The organism is Harryflintia acetispora (assembly GCA_004340125.1).
GTDB lineage: Bacteria > Bacillota > Clostridia > Oscillospirales > Ruminococcaceae > Harryflintia > Harryflintia acetispora.
The window spans coordinates 37461-56729 of record SLUK01000011.1 but is presented as its reverse complement, the minus strand read 5'-3'; the positions used below and the strand labels follow the sequence as shown (position 1 = coordinate 56729).

At 58.7% G+C, this 19269-nt stretch carries 16 protein-coding genes and 1 pseudogene; 9 read left to right on the top strand and 8 right to left on the bottom strand.

Annotated features, from left to right (window positions below; all coding sequences use genetic code 11):
- The first annotated feature begins 245 nt into the window (after window positions 1–245).
- The 3 genes and pseudogenes from ilvB (at window position 246) to ilvA (ending at window position 3652) form a co-directional block, all read left to right on the top strand.
- Window positions 246–1916: a biosynthetic-type acetolactate synthase large subunit gene (gene ilvB, locus EDD78_RS11580; RefSeq protein ID WP_132085033.1), complete on the top strand. Its 1671-nt coding sequence runs from the start codon at window positions 246–248 to the stop codon at window positions 1914–1916.
- A gap of 11 nt (window positions 1917–1927) precedes the next feature.
- Entirely contained in the window at window positions 1928–2437 is a 510-nt protein-coding gene (gene ilvN, locus EDD78_RS11575; RefSeq protein ID WP_079699152.1) for an acetolactate synthase small subunit, read from the top strand.
- A gap of 16 nt (window positions 2438–2453) precedes the next feature.
- Window positions 2454–3652 (top strand): annotated as a pseudogene (gene ilvA / locus EDD78_RS11570) (threonine ammonia-lyase).
- A 101-nt stretch (window positions 3653–3753) separates the two neighbouring features.
- Here the strand turns inward: ilvA and EDD78_RS11565 are convergent.
- Both EDD78_RS11565 and EDD78_RS11560 read right to left on the bottom strand, forming a co-directional pair.
- Window positions 3754–4464, bottom strand: a complete 711-nt coding sequence (locus EDD78_RS11565) for a GntR family transcriptional regulator (RefSeq protein WP_079699153.1) — start codon at window positions 4462–4464, stop codon at window positions 3754–3756.
- Between the two features lie 17 nt (window positions 4465–4481).
- Complete coding sequence (locus EDD78_RS11560) at window positions 4482–5204, bottom strand: GntR family transcriptional regulator (protein ID WP_079699154.1); 723 nt, start codon at window positions 5202–5204, stop codon at window positions 4482–4484.
- 280 nt (window positions 5205–5484) lie between these two features.
- Here EDD78_RS11560 and EDD78_RS11555 point away from each other — a divergent pair, with 280 nt between their 5' ends.
- From EDD78_RS11555 to EDD78_RS11530, 6 genes are all read left to right on the top strand, one after another.
- Window positions 5485–6306: a PfkB family carbohydrate kinase gene (locus tag EDD78_RS11555; protein WP_159448969.1), complete on the top strand. Its 822-nt coding sequence runs from the start codon at window positions 5485–5487 to the stop codon at window positions 6304–6306.
- An 83-nt stretch (window positions 6307–6389) separates the two neighbouring features.
- The gene (locus EDD78_RS11550; RefSeq protein ID WP_079699156.1) at window positions 6390–7772 is read left to right on the top strand and encodes an ABC transporter substrate-binding protein; all 1383 of its coding nucleotides are present in this window, start codon (window positions 6390–6392) and stop codon (window positions 7770–7772) included.
- Between the two features lie 121 nt (window positions 7773–7893).
- The gene (locus EDD78_RS11545; protein WP_242942153.1) at window positions 7894–8808 is read left to right on the top strand and encodes a carbohydrate ABC transporter permease; all 915 of its coding nucleotides are present in this window, start codon (window positions 7894–7896) and stop codon (window positions 8806–8808) included.
- Between the two features lies 1 nt (window position 8809).
- On the top strand, window positions 8810–9640 hold the full coding sequence (locus EDD78_RS11540) for a carbohydrate ABC transporter permease (RefSeq protein WP_079699157.1): 831 nt from the start codon (window positions 8810–8812) through the stop codon (window positions 9638–9640).
- Between the two features lie 246 nt (window positions 9641–9886).
- Window positions 9887–10882, top strand: coding sequence for an SIS domain-containing protein (locus EDD78_RS11535; RefSeq protein WP_079699158.1), 996 nt, complete (start codon window positions 9887–9889; stop codon window positions 10880–10882).
- A gap of 113 nt (window positions 10883–10995) precedes the next feature.
- Window positions 10996–12333 carry an MFS transporter gene (locus EDD78_RS11530; protein ID WP_165873209.1) on the top strand — a complete coding sequence of 446 codons (1338 nt, stop codon included), beginning with the start codon at window positions 10996–10998 and terminating at the stop codon, window positions 12331–12333.
- 218 nt (window positions 12334–12551) lie between these two features.
- Here EDD78_RS11530 and EDD78_RS11525 read toward each other — a convergent pair whose 3' ends face one another.
- From EDD78_RS11525 to EDD78_RS11500, 6 genes are all read right to left on the bottom strand, one after another.
- Window positions 12552–13916, bottom strand: a complete 1365-nt coding sequence (locus EDD78_RS11525) for an aldehyde dehydrogenase family protein (protein ID WP_165873208.1) — start codon at window positions 13914–13916, stop codon at window positions 12552–12554.
- A gap of 52 nt (window positions 13917–13968) precedes the next feature.
- Window positions 13969–15048 carry a butyrate kinase gene (gene buk / locus EDD78_RS11520; RefSeq protein ID WP_132085030.1) on the bottom strand — a complete coding sequence of 360 codons (1080 nt, stop codon included), beginning with the start codon at window positions 15046–15048 and terminating at the stop codon, window positions 13969–13971.
- Between the two features lie 21 nt (window positions 15049–15069).
- On the bottom strand, window positions 15070–15984 hold the full coding sequence (locus EDD78_RS11515) for a phosphate acyltransferase (protein WP_132085029.1): 915 nt from the start codon (window positions 15982–15984) through the stop codon (window positions 15070–15072).
- Between the two features lie 37 nt (window positions 15985–16021).
- A complete protein-coding gene (locus EDD78_RS11510) occupies window positions 16022–17320 on the bottom strand; it encodes an MFS transporter (protein ID WP_132085028.1) in 1299 nt (432 codons plus the stop codon).
- A gap of 105 nt (window positions 17321–17425) precedes the next feature.
- Window positions 17426–18619 (bottom strand): iron-containing alcohol dehydrogenase, encoded by a 1194-nt coding sequence (locus EDD78_RS11505; RefSeq protein WP_132085027.1) that lies wholly within the window; start codon window positions 18617–18619, stop codon window positions 17426–17428.
- 50 nt (window positions 18620–18669) lie between these two features.
- Complete coding sequence (locus tag EDD78_RS11500) at window positions 18670–19266, bottom strand: TetR/AcrR family transcriptional regulator (RefSeq protein WP_132085026.1); 597 nt, start codon at window positions 19264–19266, stop codon at window positions 18670–18672.
- Between the last annotated feature and the right edge of the window lie 3 nt (window positions 19267–19269).

Here is a 19269-nt window from a genome sequence, read left to right as displayed (position 1 = left end):
CGGTGCGAGGCGGCGACGGGAGCCGCTGTGAAATCACCCTGGAGCAGACAGCTGAAACAGGCTTTGGAGTAAGCAGATCCGGTACCCCGCCGTTATCTGGGGAGCGCATTGTTGGATGCGCGACTAAGAGATCGTTCTCCCTTTCGGGAGGACGGTGAATTAGAGTGGTACCACGGAGGATCAGCCTTCGTCTCTAAATGAGACGAAGGCTTTTTATATTGCATCAAATAAGGAGGCTTATTCATATGAAGCTCACCGGCGCAGAAATCTTGCTGGAATGCCTGCTCGAGCAGCAGGTCGACACGGTGTTCGGCTATCCGGGCGGCGCGGTGCTCAACATCTACGACGCGCTCTACCAGTACGCCGACCGGATTCGCCACATCCGCACCGCGCATGAACAGGGTGCGGCCCACGCCGCGGACGGTTACGCGCGTTCGAGCGGCAAGACGGGGGTATGTATCGCCACCTCCGGCCCCGGCGCTACCAACCTGGTCACCGGCCTTGCCACCGCCTATATGGATTCGGTGCCGATGGTCGCCATCACCGGGAACGTAGCACGGCCCCTGCTGGGGCTGGACAGCTTCCAGGAGGTGGACATTACCGGGATCACCATGCCCGTCACCAAGCACAATTTCCTGGTGCGCGAGGTCGGGGATCTGGCGGACACCGTGCGCGAGGCCTTCGCCATCGCCCAGAGCGGGCGCAAGGGCCCGGTGCTGATCGACATCCCCAAGGACGTCACCGCCGCCGAGTGCGAATACACGGGGCGGGAGCCCCTCCCGCCCGAGGATACCCCCATGCCGAGCGAGCGGCGCATGAAAGCGGCGCTCGAGCTGCTCATGCATAGCGAGCGCCCCTTCATCTACGCGGGGGGTGGGGTGATCCTGTCCGAGGCGGCCGGGGAGCTTCACCGCCTGGCGGCGGCGCTCGACGCGCCGGTGGCCTGCTCGCTGATGTGCCAGGGAGGGTATGACCAATACGACGGGCGCTACGTCGGGATGCTCGGCATGCACGGCACCAAGACGGCGGCGCTGGCGCTGCACGAGTGCGACCTGCTCGTGGCCATCGGCACCCGCTTTTCCGACCGGGTGACCTGCAACGCGGGGCTGTTCGCCAAAAACTGCAAGGTTTTGCATATCGACATCGACACGGCCGAATTCGGCAAGAATGTGGACGCCGCTTTGCGCCTGCGGGGGAACGCCAGGGAAATCCTCGCCGCGCTGCTCCCGGCGCTCCCGCAGCGGGAGCATGGGGACTGGATGGCACGGATCACCCGGTGGCAGCGGGAATATCCCCTCGTCCAGAGCGCGCCGCACCCGGACGCCGTCACCCCCAAGGAGCTGCTTGAGACGCTGGATGCGCTGACCGGTTCGGAGGCCATCCTGACCACCGAGGTGGGACAGCATCAAATGTGGGCGGCGCAGTTTTACCGCTTTCGCCGGCCCCGGCAGTTCATCACCTCGGGAGGGCTCGGCACCATGGGCTTTGGCCTGGGCGCCGCGATGGGCGCGCAGCTCGCAAACCCCGGGAAGCAAGTGGTCAACATCGCGGGGGACGGCAGCTTTTTGATGAACGCCAACGAGCTTTCCACCGCCGCGCGGTACAACATTCCGCTTATCGAGCTGATCCTCAACAACGGCGTGCTGGGGATGGTGCGCCAGTGGCAGAAGCTCTTTTATGAAAACCGCTTCTCCCACACCACCCTGGAAAAGCCGGTGGATTACGAGCTGCTCGCCAAGGCCTACGGCGTGCCTGCCTATACCATCGCAGAGCGCGCACAGATCGAACCGGTGCTGCGCCAGGCGCTCGGGGAGAAGGGTCCGGTGCTGGTCAACTGCCTGATCGACATGGACCAGAACGTCCTGCCCATGGTCCCCGCCGGCGCGCCGGTCGAGGACATCATCCTGGAAATGTAGGAGGTCAGCATATGGAAACCAATGAAAAGGAATACGTTGTCTCGGTGCTCGCGCGCAACCATACCGGGGTGCTGCTGCGCATTTCGGGGCTCTTCAGCCGCCGCTGCTACAACATTATGAGCATCGTCGCCGCCCAGACCGAGGATCCCGGCGTCTCGCAGATCATCATCGTGGTGCGCGGGGACGAGCGGATCATCCGCCAGGTGGACAAGCAGCTGGGCAAGCTCTACGACGTCATCGGCGTCAGGGTGCTGGAGAAAGAGGATTCGGTCATCCGGGAGTACCTGCTCTTGAAAGTGGGCGGCAACGCCGGGGAGATCGACGCGATCGTCAACATCGCGAACATGTTCAAAGCCAGCATCCTGGATGTTTCGCAGAATACCCTGATCCTCGAGCTCGCCGGGGATACCCATACCCTCAACTCGTTCATCGAGCTGTTGCGCCCCCACGGCATCCTCAAAATTATCCGCACCGGGCGCACCGCGATGGAGCGCGGCGCGGCAAGTGAGGAAACATTATAAGAAGGAGACCACGATCATGCTGACGCTCGACAGAATCTACCAGGCTTCCTATGTCCTCAAAAACGTGGTGCGCACCACCGACCTCATTCCGGCGCCGAACATCAATCCGCTCTCCAATGTCTACCTCAAACGGAGAATTTGCAGCTGACCGGCTCGTTCAAGGTGCGCGGGGCCTATTATAAGATATCCCAGCTCACCGAGGAGGAGCGTAAAAACGGCGTGATCGCCTGCTCGGCGGGCAACCATGCCCAGGGGGTCGCGCTGGCCGCCAGCCGCAACGGGATCAAATCGCTCATCTGCGTGCCGGACGGCGCGCCGATCTCCAAGGTGGAGGCCTCCAAGCGCTACGGCGCCGAGGTGGTGCTGGTGCCCGGAGTCTACGACGACGCCTACAACCGCGCCCGGGAGCTGCAGAAGGAGACCGGGAGCACCTTTATCCACCCCTTCGACGACCTGGATGTGATCGCCGGGCAGGGGACCATCGGCCTGGAGCTGCTCGACCAGCTGCCGGAGATCGACTGCGTGATTGTCCCGATCGGGGGCGGCGGGCTGATCAGCGGGATAGCCTTCGCCATCAAATCCCTCAATCCGCGCTGCAAGGTCTACGGCGTGCAGGCCGCCGGCGCGCCCTCGATGTACCGCTCCCACCAGGAGCATGGGCCGCTGGCGCTGGATTCGGTCTCCACCGTCGCGGACGGGATCGCGGTCAAGCGGCCGGGGGAGCTGACCTATGAGCTGTGCGAGCAGTACGTCGACGAGATCGTCACCGTCACCGACGATGAGATTTCCACCGCCATCCTGGCTCTGATCGAGCAGCAGAAGCTGATCGCCGAGGGGGCGGGCGCGGTCTCGGTCGCCGCGGCGATGTTTGATAAGGTGGACATCAAGGGCAAGAACGCCGTCTGCCTGGTGTCGGGGGGCAATATCGACGTGACCATCCTTTCAAGGGTGATCAGCCGGGGCCTGCTCAAAACCGGGCGCAGCGCCGAGCTGACCATCGAGCTGGTGGACAAGCCCGGCCAGCTCAAGGGCGTGTCGGACATCATCGCCTCCCTGGGCGGCAACGTGGTCGCCGTGCACCATGACCGGGCGGACGAAAATATGGACATCAACTCCTGCTTTTTACATATCGTCATGGAGACGCGGGACCAGAACCATATCGCGGAGATTTGCAGCGCCCTGAAAAACGCCGGCTACCGCTTCAAGCTGCGCTGAAAGCCGCGTTTCGCCCCGGCGCCCCATCATGTAAAAACATCCTGTCGAAAAAGAAAAAACCGGCCCGTCGGACAAGTTTCGACGGGCCGGTTCCTGTATCCTTATTTTAAGCTGGTGGTAATAATGGTCTTTTGCGGGTTGATTAAGGAGACGGTGTACTCCACCACGCGGTCGCTCTGGTCCATCGTCTGGCAGGTCACCCGGTAGACCGGGTAATCGTCCTCCAAATCGAGCAGGCGCGCCTTGAAGTCGTGGATCAGATAGGAGGAAAGGACCTGCCGGAACTCCTTGAGGGTGATCCCGTTGGCCTGGAATACGTCGTAGAGCGAGGTCACCGAATAGTCGATCGACTCGATCCCGGGGAAGAGGTCGTAGGGCACGTAGGTGTCTTCCAGCCTGAGCGGCTCGTCGTCGCCCAGGCGCAGGCGCACGATGCGAAACAGCGGGGTGCGCCGCTCAACGCCGAAGATTTTGGAAAGCTGGTAGTTGGCCTCCTCCACGCCGGAGAAGATCAGCTTGTCCTTGTGCTCGATCCCCCGCTCGCGCAGCAGGGAGGTGAAGCCCCACCCCTCGACAAAGCTCTGTTTGAACTTGGGGCTGGAGACGAAGTTGCCCTTGCCGTGCACTTTGACGATGTACCCCTGGTTTTCCAGGTTGTTGATCGCACTGCGCACCGTCATGCGGTTGATGCCATAGGTTTCGGCCAGCTTGCGCTCCGAGGGGATGGCCTCCCCAAACTTGTATTCGCCCGAAAGGATCTTATCCTTGATCAGCTTTTCCAGCTGGCTGTAAATCGGCGTATTGTTCTGCATGTCGTTCCACCCCCTCGCTATTCAATGACGGAGATACTCTCGAACTCGAACCGTGAGCCGAGCGTCTTGGAAACCGAGTATTCGATGATCACGCCGTTCTGGTCCGCGGTGCGCCCGAGCTGGACGATCAGCGGCTCCTTGGCGTCGATCCCCAGCAGCTGCATGTCGGCGGGGTTCGGGAAGTCGATCAAAAACTCCTGCTCCTGGGTCAGCGGGATGGTGCCGTATTCCTCCTCGAGCACGCTGTAGAGCGAGGCTCTGGAGAAATCGTGCTCCAGCAGCCTGGGGAAGAGCTTGGCCGGCAAGGCGGCTACCTCGATGACCATCGGCGTGCCGTCCAGGCAGCGCAGCCGGTGCAGCCGGAAAACCGGCGAGCCGAGCGTCAGGTTGAGCGCCGAAGCCTCCTCCTTGGTCGCCTCGGTCATCCCCGCGTAGATCACCTTGTTCTTCGGAGTGAGGCCGAGGGCCCGCATAGTCTTGGTAAAGGAGCGCATCTTCCACATGTTGCGCAGCACTTTGGGCTCAGCGATGATGATTTCGTCGCTGGGGGTCTGCGCGAGCACCCCGAGGTTGATCAGCTCGAAGATCGCCTGATGCAGCGCGGGGCGGCTGACGCCCAGCAGCTCGCTGAGCTTGCGCTCGGAGGGCAGCCGCTCGCGGGGGGGCAGATGATGGATGTCGATGTACTCCATTAGCTTGTCGATCGAATTCTCACTCGTCAGAGTATATTTGTTTTTCAATATTCTCACCAACGGTTTCCAGTATGTAATCCCGCAATTTATGCGGGTTTCGGAACAGTCCAATATGCATTATAGCATATATATTGCACGAAAGCAAAACGATTCTTTGGATATTTTCACTTCTCCAAAAAACTGGTAGAGAGAAAATTAACAAAAAAGATATGGGACATTTATGAAAAATGTCTTAATTAGCCAAAACTCCTGTGCTATAATAAACGAGCACTGGTATGGAAATATACCACAATCCATTGGCGCATGCCGATGAGGAGGTATGGCAAAAATGCTGAAAATTGTTGGGATCGGCGACAACGTGGTCGACCGGTATCTTTACAAGAAAAAGATGTATCCGGGCGGCAATGCGGTGAACGTTCCGGTGCTGGCCCACAAGACCGGGCGGGCCGAAGCGGCTTACATAGGGACGGTGGGCACCGATTACGCGGGCAGCCACATCGTGGATTCCCTCAAAAGGGAAGGGCTGGACGTCTCCCACGTCAAAATCAAGGAAGGGGAGACCGCCTACGCGGACGTCACCCTGGTCGATTCGGACCGGGTGTTCATCGGCGGGATCGACGGGGTTTCCCATGACATCGAGATCACCGAGGAGCTTAAGAAGTACATGGCGGGCTTCAACCTGATCCACACCAGCTGCTACAGCGGGTTGGACGAAAAGCTCCCCGAGCTGCATAAGATCGGCGTGCCCATCGCTTACGACTATTCGGACAAGCCGCATTGGAACAACCTCAAGCGAACCCTGCCGTATGTGACCTATGCGATCTTTTCGGGCGGCAGCGCCAAGGAGGAGGAGCTCAAGGTCCTCATGGAGGGCGTCGGCACCCACGGCCCCAAGCAGGTTCTGATGACCATGGGCTCGCGCGGCTCGATGCTCTACGACGTGGAGAGCAGGAAGTTTTATCAGCAGGGGATCTATCCGGTCGAGAACATCGTGGACACCATGGGGGCGGGGGACAGCTTCATCGCCCGGTATTTCGTGGGGATCTATGACGGCGAGGCGATCGGGGAGAGCATGGAGAACGCGGCCGAGTTCGCCGCGAAGAACTGCCTGGTGAGCGGCACCTTCGGGTATGAGACAGATATCAAATAAGACGCTCGCCAATTTCAATCGTTTTTGTCCAATCCGGCCATAGGGACCGGGGAGGTCAAAATATACAAAATGGAGGTAAAAAAATGAGTAAGTCTCGCAAAATCGTCAGCCTGCTGCTCGCCAGCGCGCTGGCACTTAGCTTCGTAGGCTGCGGCAGCGGCTCCAACACCACCAGCTCTGCGGCTCCCGAGGGTGGCGACAGCGCCCCCGCCAGCAGCGACGCCGGCGAAGCGACCCCGACCGGGGACAAGGTTCAGCTCAAGCTCCTGCACAAGTGGCCGGATCCTGAGACCAAGGGCCCGTTCTTTGATGTTGTGATCGCCAACTATGAGGAAGCGAACCCGAACATCGATATCGTTGACGAGGCTGTCGGCGACGAGCCGATCAAGGATAAGCTGCGTGTTCTGATGGGCTCCAACGACCGCCCGGACATCTTCTTCTCCTGGTCCGGCGAGTTCGCCAACAAGTTCATCGCCGCCAACGCCGCGTATGATCTGACCCCCGCTCTGGAAGAGAACGACAGCGAGTGGAAAAACTCCTTCATGTCCGCTGGTCTTGAGCCCTTCGCGAAGGACGGCAAGAACTACGGTATCCCGCTGCGTATCGACCCGAAGTACATGATCTACCACAAGTCCATCTTTGATCAGTACGGGCTGACCGCTCCGACCACCTGGGACGAGTTCATGAACGTCTGCAAGACCCTCAAGGACAACGGCGTCACCCCGATCTCCTTCGGCGACCAGTATCCGTGGGCGGCCTGCCACTACATCACCGGCCTGAACCAGCAGTGCGTTCCGCAGGACGTCCGTATGAAGGACTACACCGCGGAGACCGGCGAGTTCACCGATCCCGGTTATGTGACGGCTCTCCAGCTGTTTGCTGACCTTGGCCCCTATTTCAACGAGTTCCCGAACTCCAAGTCCCATGACCAGGCCCGTCAGACCTGGGCTGCCGGCACCGAGGCGATGTTCTACGCCGAGATCGAGGAGTTCAAACAGTGCGATGAGGCCAACCAGACCGGTCTGAACGACGAGTGGGGCTTCTTCCCGCTGCCGACCGTCACCGACCTGAAGGGCGAGGCGAACTACATCACCGGCGCTCCGGACGGCTTCATGGTTTCCTCCACCTCCACCATTCCGGAAGAGGCCATCAAGTTCCTCAAGTACATCACCAACATGGAGAACCAGGAGTTCATGGTCAAGACCCTTGCCTGGCCGAGCCCGGTGATTGGTGCTACCAATGAGAGCGTTGCCCCGACCTACATCATGGAAGGTATGAAGAGACTGGAAGAGGCCGACGGTATGGCCCTCTGGCTCGACACCGACATCAATGCCAAGATTTCCGACGTGTGGCTGCCTGGCCTGCAGGAGATCCTCAACGGCACCATCACTCCTGAAGAGCTCATGAAGAAGGTTCAGGAGATGGCCGCCGAGGTCAAGGGCCTTGCGGAAGCTGGCCAGCTGTAAGCTTTAAGCACTAGTTCCTACGCAAGCAAGTGGGCGGAGAGGGGTCCTGCGCGGCCCCTCTCCGATCCCCCTGATTTCACTAACCGATAAGGATTATGCGGTTTGAAAGGATTGAGTATGGGTGTATAAAGATAAGCGGGGGATGCTACTTTACATATTGCCGGCATTCATATTGATGACCGTGTTTGTCTTCTTTCCGATTATTCTGAACTTTGTCTACAGCCTGTATCGTTGGAGTGCGTTTTCCGATGGGAAAGTCTTCATCGGTCTGGAAAACTACGTAAAAATGTTCTCGGATGAGAACATCCTGATTTCTCTCAAGAACAATACCTGGTATGCAATCGTGTCCGTTATTTGTCAGTGCGGTCTGGGCCTGGTCCTTGCGGCGGTGTTTGAGAGCACCAAGATGCGCAAATTCCAGCCGTTCTTCCGCACCCTCTATTTTATTCCGTCAGTAATTTCCATCACCGTCATCGGCCTTCTGTGGCAGTTCCTCTACAGCCCGACCATGGGTGTCGTCAATCCCTTCTTAAAGGCCATCGGGCTGGGCAGCCTCGCACGCGATTGGCTGGGCGGCGCCAGTACGGCGATGGGTTCCGTCATATTTGTTTCCCAGTGGCAGAACATCGGTTATATCATGCTGTTGTTCATCATTGCCATCCAGAAGATTCCGGAGGACATCTTTGAGTCCGCCAGAATCGACGGCGTCAATCCCTTTACCAACTTCTTCTACATCATCGTTCCGCAGGTCACCGACACCGTGCTGGTGACGGTGGTCACCACCATCATCGGCGCGTTCAAGGTCTTCGGCGAGGTCTATGTTATGACCGGCGGCGGCCCTGGCCATGCGACCGAGGTTCTGGCGGCCTACCTGTACAAGGCGGGCTTCCGTAACGATGAAATGGGCTATGCGGCTGCCATTGCAACGCTAACCTTCCTGATTCTGCTGGTTCTCACCTTGGTTCAGATGAAGATCAACCAGGGGCCCAAGGAACCGAAGGCACCCAAGGTAAAAAAAGTAAAGGAGGCGGCATAACATGAAGGACGTCAAGGGAAAAGTTATTCGCTTTCTGATCCTGATCCCGATCACTCTTTATGGCCTCACGGTTTTATATCCTCTGATCTGGATGATTCTCAGCGGCTTCAAGGACAACCAGCAGCTCATGCTCAGTCCTTTCAAGATGCCTCAGAACCCCAGCTGGGATAACTACTACAAGGCGTGGGAAGTGGGCGTCGGCACCTACTTTATGAACAGTGTCATCGTCACGGTGGTCGCCACCTTCCTGACCGTGCTGTGCTCGGCGCTGCTCGCGTTCGTGCTTGCCCGGTACAAGTTCAAGCTGCACACCCTGCTCTTCACCTGCGTGCTGGGCGGCATGATGCTCTCCCCTGAGGTCAGCATCATCTCGCTGTATAAGCTGCTCCAGATCCTGGGCCTCTACAACACCCGCTGGGCGCTGATCATTCCCTATGCGGCCTTCCACATTCCGTTTACCACCTTCCTGCTTTGGTCCTATTTCCAGAGCCTGCCGCTCGAGGTGGAGGAATCGGCCTACATCGACGGGTGCAACTCCTTCCAGATCTTCTATAAGATGATCCTGCCGATGAGCAAGCCGATCATTGCGACCGGCGCCCTGCTCACCGCGATGGGCGACTGGAACGAGTTCATGTTCGGTCTCGTTTTCATCGAGAGCTCCGCGCTCAAGACCATCCCGGTCGGACTGATGAACCTGCGCGCCGCGCTGACCACCAACTGGGGCGTGTTGATCTCCGGTCTGACGGTCGCCTCGCTGCCGATGATCATCGTTTACCTGATCTTCCAGAAGCAGCTGGTACGCGGTATGACCGCCGGAAGCGTCAAGGGTTAATCTCTGTTTTCCTGCAGCCGCGGTGTGCCTTCGGGCACGCCGCCCGCTTGCAGGTAGGGGAGAGGCGAATGGGCAAAATTTTTAACCGCAACCCCTTGCATAACCCGGAGGGGTGTGGTATGATAATGACAGAACTGGTATAGCACTATACCAGTTGTTCCCCGGGCAAAGGATTTTGCCCGCCTGAGTTTGGCAGTTCGGCCCGAGGGCCGAGAAATAAGCAACAAATGACTAGGAGGAAAAGGTATGTTCAAATTCGACGAAGCGAAGTTTCTTGCGAACGAGAAGAAAGCCATTGAGTTCATTCCGAAGGTCGAGAAGATCGTAGACGAGGTCTGCGAGAAGGGTTACTCCAACATCTTCTTTGTCGGCATCGGCGGCACCATTACATATGAGTGGCAGGTTGAGTCCATCATCAAGTCCATGTCCACCCTGGACCTGTACGTTGAGAATGCGGCTGAGTTCCTGACCGTCGGCAACAAGAAGTTCACCAAGGATTCCATCGTTGTGATCCAGTCCGCTTCCGGCGACACCAAAGAGGTTGTGCAGGCTGTTGATTACGCTCACGAAGTCGGCGCCAAGGTCATCGGCTTTGTTGAGAAAGAGGGTTCCCCGCTTGCGAAGAGCGTTGATTACCTGATCCTCGAAGAGGCGGGCGGCACCTGGTACTTCTGGTACACCCTGGCCGGCCGTTTCATGAAGAACCATGGCGACTTCGCTGACTATGACAAGTTCATGGCCGAGCTCAAGACCATGCCTGAGCTGCTGGTTGACGTCAAGAAGAAGGCTGACGCTCCGGCCGACGCTTATGCCAAGAAGCATCGTGACGACGCGATCCAGTACCTCGTCGGTTCCGGTAACCTCTGGGGCGAGGCTTACTGCTACGCCATGTGCATCATGGAAGAGATGCAGTGGATGAGAACCAAGTCCATCTCCGGCGCTGACTTCTTCCACGGCACCCTCGAAGTCATCGGCAGAGATGACAGCGTCATCCTCTTCAAGGGCGAGGATGCTGCCCGCAAGCTGATGGACCGTGTTGAGAACTTCGTCAACACCATCTGTGCGAACGTCACCGTGTTCGACACCGCCGACTACGAGCTCAAGGGCATCAGCAAGGAGTTCAGAGGCATGATGAGCCCGATCGTGATGGCCAACGTGACCGAGAGAATCTCCAAGTACCTCGAGGAGTACGGCAAACATCCTCTGGCGATCCGCAGATACTACAGAAGACTGGACTACTAAGATCCGGTTGCTGAAGTAGAAATTAAATAGTACACCACGGTGTATCGCGGCTGGGCAGAATGGCGTGTCGCATACGCCGTGGTGTTTTATTTTGTGGTATCAAAGAGGAAGGGGTGGTCAAATTGGGGATGCTGCGCAGGGTCCAGAACCTGCCCCTCATAGAAAATTTCCGCAAGCTCGAGGGAAACACCCGCATCAGTGTCATCTTCGAGTTCTTTTTCAGCGTTGCCAACACCCTGTATACATTTTATCTCAGCCTCTATATGAAAGGCTGCGGCGTAACCGACCGGGAAATCGGGCTGGTCGTGGCGGTCAGCTACTTCTTCGGCATCCTTTTCGCCCTCTCCGCCGGGGAGATCGTCAACCGCCTCGGGCGCAAGAAGACGACCACCATCTTCGAGCTCCTGGCCTGGCCCGGCTCCTGCCTGATCTTCCTGTTCGCAAACAACTTTTGGATGTTTGCGCTGGGGAAGATCGTCAACTCCCTGAGCCAAATTTCCAATATGTCCTGGAACTTCATGGTGGTCGAGGACGCGGACGACGACCAGCGGGTCGCCGCCCTCAACATCCTCACCATGCTGCACACCGCCATCGGCGTGATCACCCCAATTGGCGGTCTGCTGGTGACCCGGATCGGGATCATCTCGGCGCAGAAGGTCTTTTTGATCTTTGCGATCGTCGTCTTCGCCACCGAAATGATCATCCGCAACCGGTTTTATACCGAAACCAAGGTGGGGCAGGAAATTTTGGCGGCGGGCCATCCGCCGCTGCGCCTTGGGAACATCAATCCGCTGGGCGGCTTCAAGATCCTTTGGGGCAAGAAGATGATCCTTTCGGCAATCCTGCTCAACGTGATCTATAATGCGATGTATCCTTTGAGCACCCATTTCAGCCTTTATCTCAACGTCTATCTCACCGACGTGATCGGGATCGACCCCGCCGCCGTCTCCCTGGTCGGGGGCTGTAACTCGATCGGGTTGCTGCTGACCTGCCTGCTCGTCATCCCGGTCATCAACCACTTTATCCGCACCCGCGTGGGGATGGGCGGGGCTCTGGTCGCCGGCTTCTTCATCCAGATCCCCTATATGTTTTTGATGATCTTCCTGCCGCACGGCTCGCTGACGTTGGCCTGTGTGGCGGCGCTGGTCTATTCCTCGGGCTATGCGATGTGCAAGACCTTCCTTGATTCGCTGGTCGCGAGCGTGACCGAGGAGGAGGCCAAGAACCGCGGGAAGATTTACGCGGTGATGAACGTGATGATCTCGGCCGGGAGCACCCTGATGAGCAGCCTTTCGGGCGTGATCTACGCGCTGCGCCCGAGTTCGATCTTTTCTCTGTCGGCGGTCATGCTCACCGTCAACCTGCTTATCCTCACCGGCTTTATTATCCGGCAGCGCGCGCTGCAAAAACGGGAAGCAAAGCGGGAAGAGGAAGCCTGCGCCACACTTTAGAGGGAAGATAGAGCGCCGATCCGCGGGGGCTTTCCTCGAGGGAAGATAGAGCGCCGATCCGCAGGGGCTTTCCTCATGGACAGACAGAGTGAGCCGGGGGACAGCCGGTACGGGTTTTTCCCAAAGCTACAAGCGAGGCGGGCGGATTCGAGTTACAAAAAGAGAGCCATCCAGGCAAAGCCTGGATGGCTCTCTTTATATGTCCTTGTGGCCACCCTTCAGTCCGCCATGATTTCTTTTGGGGTGAGGACTTTCCGGTCCTCGAGGATCTCGGAAACGATGGTGTAGTTCAGCATATCCTTGTAGTTGACATTGTGATAGACGCTGTTGCCGCCCCAGTAACCGCAGCCGAGGGACACGGTCTGCCCGAGTCCGTTGTTCTGCCTGCCGCTGCCGTTGGTGGCGGGCTGGTTCACCATGACGCGCCCGGCGGGAATCCGGGAAGCGGCAAAGGCGACGTGCTCCGGATTGTTGCTCCAGATGCAGGATGAATGGCCGGCGCCCTCCATCAGCATATTGGTCCTTGCCCGCTCGACTGCCTCTTCAAACGAATCATAGGGGAAGATGCGGGTAATGGGCGCCAGAATCTCCTTGGCCAGGACTTCCTCTTTGCCACATTTGCCGACTTTCAGGAGCAGCAGGGTCGTATCCTCTGGGATGTCGATTCCGGCCATCTTGGCGATTTTATAAGACGGCTGGCCGACGATCTCCCGGTTGATCGCCCCGTCGACGAACAAGGTCTCGCGCAGCTTCTGAATCTGCGCTTCGTCATCGATGTAGTGGCATTTCATGGAGGCGTAGGTCTTAATCAGCGCATCGAGTTTTGAAGCGGGGCAGTGGACCGTCTGCTCGCCGGTGCAGGGCATGCCATAGTCGACCATGCGGCTGGGCACGATTGCCGAGACCAGCTTCTCCAGGTCGTCATAGTCCTCGTCCAGGATGCACTGCACATTGCCCTGGCCGACCCCGAGGGCGGGCTTTCCGCTGGAATAGGCGGCCTTGACCATGCCCGGGCCCCCGGTCGCCAGAATGAGGTCGACCGCCGCCATCAGGTCCGCCGCATCCTGTACGGTGCTTTCGGGAACGACCTGGACCAGGTCCTCCGGATGCCCGTTCTCCCGAAGCGCCGTGCGCATCAGTTCGACCGTATCTCCGGTCGCTTTTCTGGCGCCGGGATGCGGGCAGACAATCATGGCGTTCCTGGTTTTCAGAACGTTCAGGCCGTTGCCGATGGGGGTGGCGGCCGGGTTGGTGACCGGCGTGATGCAGGCGAGCACCCCGACCGGCTTTGCGTATTTCCAGAGCTTCTTCTTTTCGTCGTGCTCCACCAGGCCGACCGATTTTCTCCCTTTCAGGTACATGTAAACCGAGGCCGTCGTGTTCTCCATCTTGCCCAGCTTGAATTCATAGGTCCCCTTGCCGGTGTCGTCCACGCAAAGCTGCGCAATGCGCTCCCGCTCGGCCCAGCATCTCTTTGCGACAACGCGGACCATGTCGTCGGCCTGTTCCTGGGTGTAATCGGCAACCTGTGCCTGTGCGGCCCTGGCCTTCTGCATCAGGCCTTCAATTTTTTCGTTCGCCATCTTCATTTGCCCCTTTCTTATTACAACTTAAGCTAATCAATCGTTTTGCGCTTCACAGACGGATGGGCTCTTCCGCGCCGGTGAGCACGCGGTAGGCCCCCAGCGCCAGTGCTTCCTGCTCCTTTTCCCCGGGGTAGAGGACAAACGGCGCGAAACCGCTCACATAGGATTCGATGGCGCCGATCAGCTTTTTGCTGTTGGACATGCCGCCGGTGAAAATGATCGCATCCACCTTTCCGCGCAGCGCGGCGTAGCAGGAGCCGATCTCCTTGGCAATCTGATAGGCGAGGGCGTTAAACACCAGCTTGGCCTTTTGCTCGCCCTCAGCGATGCGCCGTTCCACTTCGCGCAGGTCGTCGGTGCCCAGATGCCCTTTCAGCCCGGCCTTTCCGCGCAGCAGCCCATGGACCTCCTGACGGGTCAGCCCTTTGTCGAAGCAGAGTTCGAGCATGATGCTCGTCGCCACCGTTCCCGCGCGGTCGGTCGAGAACGGCCCCCAGCCTTCGCTGCCTTCGTTGCTGTCGATCGCTACGCCGTATTCATGCGCGCCTATGCTGATCCCTCCGCCCAGGTGGCAGATGATCAGCCGCAGCTCGGAATAGGCCCTCCCCACGTCCTGCGCATATTTCCTGGCAATGGCCTTCTGGTTCAGGTAGTGGATGCTGGGCTTGCGCGCATAGCCGGGGAGGCCGGACACATGCGCGACTTCGGAGAATTCGTCCACCATGTCGGGGTCCACCAGATAGACGGGCACGTTGCGCGCGCCGCGCAGCTCGTCGATCAGGGGCAGAACGAAGCGGTTGCCGTGGATGGGCTTCTCATCCGGGTGGTAGTAGGACAAGACAAGCTCCCGGCATCTGCCCTCCACCAGATAGGTGCCGCCCCGGGGTGCGGGGAACGGGGGCGCGCGCAGGACAAAGGTGTCGAAATCGTCCACCTGGTAGTGGTTTTCCCGCAGGAAACCGAGCACGATCTCCTTGCGGTAGGCAACCTGGTCTTTGGACAGGGGGTGGGCGGCCATGTCCTCGGCGCAGTGGGATATGGACTTTGTTACGATATGCCGCTCATCCTCGTAAATCGAAAATTTTGAAGACGTCCCGCCCAGGTTCAGGACAAGAATTTTAAATGCCATCTCGGCGCTCCTTCCTGTGTTTCATCCGCGCCCCAGAACCACGGCGGCGGCCAGGATGATTGACATAAATTTTTCCTCGGGCTCAGAGCCCCGGCTGGACATCACAATGGGACATTTCGCACCGACAATGAAGCCCGCAGTGGCCGCGCCGCCGGTGACGTGCAGCGCCTTGGTGAGGATGTTGCCGGCGTGGATGTCCGGGGCGATGAGGGCGTCGCAGTCGCCGGCACACGGACTATCAAAGCCTTTCAGCCCGGCGATCTCGCGGCTCATGGCGCAGTCGTAGGATACCGGACCTTCCACAATACAGTTTTGGATTTCGCCGGCCCGGTTCATCTGCTTGAGGGCGTCGGCCTCGACGGTCTCCGGCATCTTGGGGTTGACCTTTTCGATGCAGGCCAGCACGCCGACCTTGGGGGATTCATAGCCCAGGTCGCGCAGCGCCCCCACTGTATTTTCGATGATCCCCTTTTTCTGTTCCAGCGTCGGATAGGGGACCATACCGCCGTCCACCACGGCCACCAGCTTGTGGTAGTTGGGCAGCTGCGCCAGCAGAAAAATGCTCATCAAGTTCCCGGTGCCAAGGCCGGTTTCCTTGTTGACGACGGCTTTCAGCAGCACGCCGGTGTCCATTTTGCCCTTCATCAGAAAGTCCGCTTTTCCTTCCCGCACCAGCTCCACGGCTTTTGCCGCCGCCTCGGGAGCCCCGGCCGCATCCACGATGTCCTCTGCGGGAAAGTTTGCGCTTTGCTCTTTGCAGATGCGCAGGATCTCGGCCCTGTCGCCCACCAGGATGGGGGAGACGACCCCTTCCCTGCAGGCGAGGAGGACCGCTTCGAGCGTGTGAGCGTCGCCCGCATTGGCGACGGCCACGCGAAACTGCCTGCGGGAACTTTTCACACGGGCAATCAACTGGTCAAACGTTTGAATTTCCATAAGTACCCTCTTCCTTTATATTGCGCTGTAAAGGGGCTCAGCCCTCTGCGGAAGCGGCCAGCTTTGCGGCCTTTTCCCGCTTCCAGGTCTGCGTGGCTTCAAAAATCGCCTTGCCCCAGCCTTTCCAGTAGATCACGAAAAGGACCATTGCGATGATCGGCAGGAACAGCGCGACAAAGTAGACCTTCGCATAACCGACCGCTGCGATGACGATTCCCCACAGGGTGGGCCCAATGCCGTATCCGACGTCGATGCCGAACAGGTACATGGCCGAGGCGAAGCCCTTGCGGTCCTGCGGGACCGAAGCGACGATCAGCGTGTTGCAGACCGGCGGGAAGGTGCCCCACACGCAGCCATAGAACGGCGCGATGATGAGCAGCGGTACGACAGAGGTGGCTATACTGAACACAAAATAGGATACGATCGCGACCGCCACTGCGAAGGAGACGACCTTCATGGCGCCGATCTTTTCGATCTTCGGTGCAATGAAGCCCTTGCAGATGAACATGCCGATGGTCTGGAGCAGGAAGTAGGAACCGAGGGCCGTGATGCCCCGCTCCTTACCGGAGAGCAGCAAAAACGAGCCGACGCTCTGCTGTGCCATCGCGACGAGCGCCAAGGAGATGATCAGTAGCCATGCGGGCACGGTCATACCCAAAAACGGCTTCATCGGGGGCAGCACGGGACCGTCTTCAAGGACGGCCTGTTTATTTTTGCGGGCCTCGGCCGCGGCGGCCATCTTCGCTTTCCACTCCGGCTTATTCTCATAGCGGATGAAGAAGTTCAGCACGAGGGAATAGACGGCAGTCAAAAGCGTGACGATGTAGAATGCGCTCCAGGAGCCGGTGGCGAGGTAACGGTTTAAGCCCCAGACGCCCACGGCCGGCCCGATGTAGGAGGCAAAGGTCGCCATGTTCTGGAACCAGCCGATGCCAAGCGCCTTGTTGTCCTCCGGCGCGAGATCGGAGGCGGCGGCATAGTTTGCCGCGGAGGTGACCGAGAAGGATATCCCCGCGAGGACACGGGCGATGAACAGCACCATCAGGTCCTTGGCGATGATCATCAGAAGAATGGAAAGGATGGTGCCGTAAAGGCCCCACTCGTTCGAGCGCCGGCGGCCGAACTTTTCGTTCATAAAGCCGGCGACCGGGCGGCAGAACATGGCGACCAGGCTGTAGGTGGAGGCCAGCATGCCGGCCAGGATCACGTTGCCGTCCATGGTGCTGGCGATCGTGGTCAGGGTGGCGTTGTAATAATAGGTTCCCGTTGTACAGCCGCAGTACATCAGGCAGTGCAGAACAAAAAGCTTGCTAAATGGGAATTTTTTATTGCTCATCTTAATACTCCCTTCAAAAATATGGCAGAACAGATTGTATCAGCGTGCACCTAAACAAAGAGCTTTGCGCGCGTCTTTCCATCCGGCGATGCCGGGAAAGGGCGGTCAGATTTTGGCATCCTCCTTTCCAAAACCGATCCGGTAGAGATGTGCCAAGTCCTCCCGTGTCAGCCTGGAGTATCCGCTGACGAGCCCTTCGGGCGTGAGACGGGTTGTAGAGATAAGCGTGGGGACGTCCGCCTCCCGCACGCCCAGCTCGGCAAAATCGCTGGGAATCCCGATGGAGGTATAGAAATCAACCATGCGCCGGATTCCCTCCCGCAGCATATTTTCGGGGTCCAGCATATCCATCTCAACGCCCCAGACCCGATGAAAATAGGTGGTGAATTTTGGGATATTCCGCCTGCACATGAATTTGGCCCAGGCCATCGTGACGCAGCCGCAGCCGATCCCGTGGACGGAGTGGTACATCCCGCCGATCTCAGACTCGATGCAGTGCACGGCGCGGTCGGTTTCCCGTCCGACCTCAAACTGCCCGTTATGGGCGAGCAGACCGGCCCAAAGCATCTGCGCGCGGGCATTGTAGTTGCAGGGCTCCCGCATGGCGACGGGGGTAAATTTGATGATGGTGCGAAGGACCGCTTCGTTGAGCTCGTCGGTAAAATAGTTGTCCGGAGTCGGTGAAAAATAGCGCTCGTGCGCGTGCGCCATGATGTCCGCCGCCCCTGCGGCAGTGAGCTTCGGGGGCAGCGTATAGGTCAGCTCGGGATTGATGATGGCGAACAGCGGACGGATCTTCAGATCGCTCATCGTGCGCTTCAAGGTTCCTTTCCCAATGACGGATTCAGGGGAGTTCTCGCTTCCGCTGGCGACGACGGTGGAGATGGCGCCCAGCATGACCGGGTCCGGCAGGGGCTTTTTCTGGTTGATGTAAAAATCCTCCCAGACGTCGCCCCCGTAGTTGGCGGCGACCGACACATATTTTGCAACGTCGATCACGGCGCCCCCGCCGACCGGCAGCAGGAAATCGACCTGTTCCTGCCGCGCAAGCTCGGCCGCCCTGTCCGCGATTTCGATCTGGGCGCGCTCGATTCCCGTGAAGTCGACGTATGAAAGACCGGCCTGTGAAAGCGACGCCAGAACGCGGCCGTGCAGAGCATTTTCAAATTCCAGCCCCGTCCCGTAATGCAGGACCATGACCTTTTTCGCGCCGTATTCCTTGATGTACTGGCCGGCCAGACATTCCTGCCCCTTTCCGAAAATGAATCGTGTGGCATTGTGATACTGAAAATCTAGCATGTTTTATTGGCTCCTTAAACTCGGTGAGATACTGGAAAAATTGTGTGTAGTCAGGCGGTTTCCCGCGAAACGGGAGGACGGTAGCCGTTGGCGGAAAAGAGCAGTGGGAGCTGCTGGACGAGGTTTCTCAGGAGAGAGCTCCTGCCGGTGATGCTACAGTAGTTCATCGCCCCGAGCGACATGGACAGGACCGTGGAGGCAACCTGGCAGGTGAGCTCCTCCGAGAAGCCGCACTGTTCGATCTCGCGATAAAAATAGGCGTTGAGGGAATCGGTGATTTCACAGGCGAGCTTGTGAAGGCGCGGGCTCACTTCGGCCGTCTCCATGATCAGCATATTGACGGACACGCGGTTGTCACCCCGGTCGATCTCATCCTCCTTTGCCAGGAAATAGCTGCAGATTTCCTGCACGGGGTCCCGCCCCTGAAAGAAAAAGGATTCGAGCCGGCTGATGGATTCCTGATGGATATTGTGAAGGACCGCCTGGGCAAGCTCCTCCTTTCCGCCTGGGAAAAAGTGATACAGGCTGCTGCGGGAAACGCCGCTCTCCGCCAGAATTTCTCCAATGCCAACAGCGGAGTAGCCGTGGGAGCGGAACTTTTTCTTGGCCACGTTCAGGATATTGACATAGGTCTTTGAGAATTTCATGCG